Raw genomic sequence first — 1,933 nt, forward strand, 5'->3', positions numbered from 1 at the left:
CTTTTTGAATGCTACGATATGACCGAGAAACTTTATAAAGAAGTGAATGAAATTGTATCGGAGATAAATAACTTTTTAAACGAGGAGAGTTCAGATGAAAGAAAACAAATATGATGATAATATATTTTTTCAAAAATACAGTCAAATGAGTCGCTCGCAGAAAGGACTGGCTGGTGCGGGAGAATGGGAGACTTTGAAAAAGATGCTACCTGATTTTAAGGGTAAGCGTGTGCTTGATTTAGGATGCGGCTATGGATGGCACTGTATATATGCGATGGAAAACGGTGCTTCCTCTGTAGTAGGTGTTGATATTTCTCATAAAATGCTCGAAGTAGCAAAAGGAAAAACCCATTTTCCACAGATTGAATATGAATGCTGTGCCATAGAAGATGTGGATTTCCCAGAGGAGAGCTTTGATGTAATACTAAGTTCGCTTGCGTTTCATTATGTAGCAGACTATGAGAATTTAATAAAAAAGATATATAGGATGCTGAAGGCTGGTGGCAATTTAGTTTTTACAGTTGAACATCCTGTTTTTACTGCTCATGGAACACAAGACTGGTATTATAACGAAAAAGGAGAAATACTGCATTTCCCGGTGGACAATTATTATTATGAGGGCAAACGGACAGCTATGTTTTTGGAAGAAAAGGTTACAAAATATCATAGAACACTGACCACATATCTAAATACACTGCTTTCAAATAGTTTTATAATAAATCAGATTGTGGAGCCACAGCCGCCAGAGAACATGATGGATATTCCGGGGATGGCGGATGAAATGCGACGCCCAATGATGCTGATTGTATCGGCAAAAAAGAAGATGTAATAATATAGAAAAAATAAACGAGGAGTATGTAAATGAGATCAGAAAAAGAAATGATGGATTTAGTACTTTCTTTAGCAGAACAGGATGAACGTATTCGAATTGTGACCCTTGAGGGGTCACGCGCAAATATTAATATACCTAAAGATGAATTTCAGGATTATGATATTACATATTTTGTAAGTGATATAGAACCGTTTATATCTAATGATGACTGGCTTAATCAATTTGGGAATATAATAATGATGCAAAAGCCGGAGGATATGGAATTATTCCCACCTGAAGAAAAGGGATTTTCCTATCTTATGCTATTTGATGATTACAATAAAATTGATCTTACCTTATTGCCCTTGGAAGAGTTAGATAATTACCTAAAGGGCGATAAATTAATAAAGGTTCTAATTGATAAAGATTGTAGAATTAAAAGGGACATAGTTCCGACTGATATAGATTATCATGTAAGAAAGCCAAGCGCAAGGGAGTATGATGATTGCTGCAATGAATTTTGGAATGTAACACCTTATGTTATTAAAGGATTGTGCCGCAAAGAGATACTGTTTGCAATCGATCATCTGAACCAGATTCTACGGTTTGAACTACTTAGGATGATGTCGTGGAAGGTTGGGATAAAGACAGAATTTTCATTAAGTGTTGGGAAAAATTATAAGTATATTAACAAATACATTGATGAAGATCTATGGAATAGATTATTATCTACATATCGCATGGATTCCTATGAAAATATTTGGAAGTCATTATTTATATGCCACCAATTGTTCAGGGAAGTGTCCAAAGAGGTAGCAGAACTACTGGGGTTTGATTATCCAGAGTATGGTAAGAACATAACAAGATATACCGAGGACATGTATAAAAAATATGTTGAAAATGACTATTTTTAAAGATTAGCAAAGATTATTAACCATAAGCAAGGGGTGTAAATGTATGGAAAGTACTGATGTTATAAATGAAATTAGAGGTATATTACCTCGTAACTCAATTGGAAAATATGATTTACGGGTCTGTTGCAAAGTTTTAAATAAAGAATAAAATCCCTTACGGTATCTATGATTTAAGCTGGGATTCCCAATAATACCTTGATGTCAGTAC

Annotated in this window: 2 protein-coding genes; both read left to right on the forward strand. The window is 34.6% G+C overall.

Annotation, left to right across the window (positions count from 1 at the left end):
• Positions 1-94 precede the first annotated feature (94 nt).
• Positions 95-829, forward strand: a complete 735-nt coding sequence (locus KA926_RS11765; RefSeq protein ID WP_000662263.1) for a class I SAM-dependent methyltransferase — start codon at positions 95-97, stop codon at positions 827-829.
• A 32-nt stretch (positions 830-861) separates the two neighbouring features.
• Positions 862-1,725: an aminoglycoside nucleotidyltransferase ANT(6)-Ia gene (locus KA926_RS11770; protein ID WP_002294505.1), complete on the forward strand. Its 864-nt coding sequence runs from the start codon at positions 862-864 to the stop codon at positions 1,723-1,725.
• Positions 1,726-1,933: the final 208 nt, after the last annotated feature.

Origin of the sequence: Staphylococcus sp. GDY8P94P (assembly GCF_017892255.1) — a bacterium.
GTDB lineage: Bacteria > Bacillota > Bacilli > Staphylococcales > Staphylococcaceae > Staphylococcus > Staphylococcus cohnii.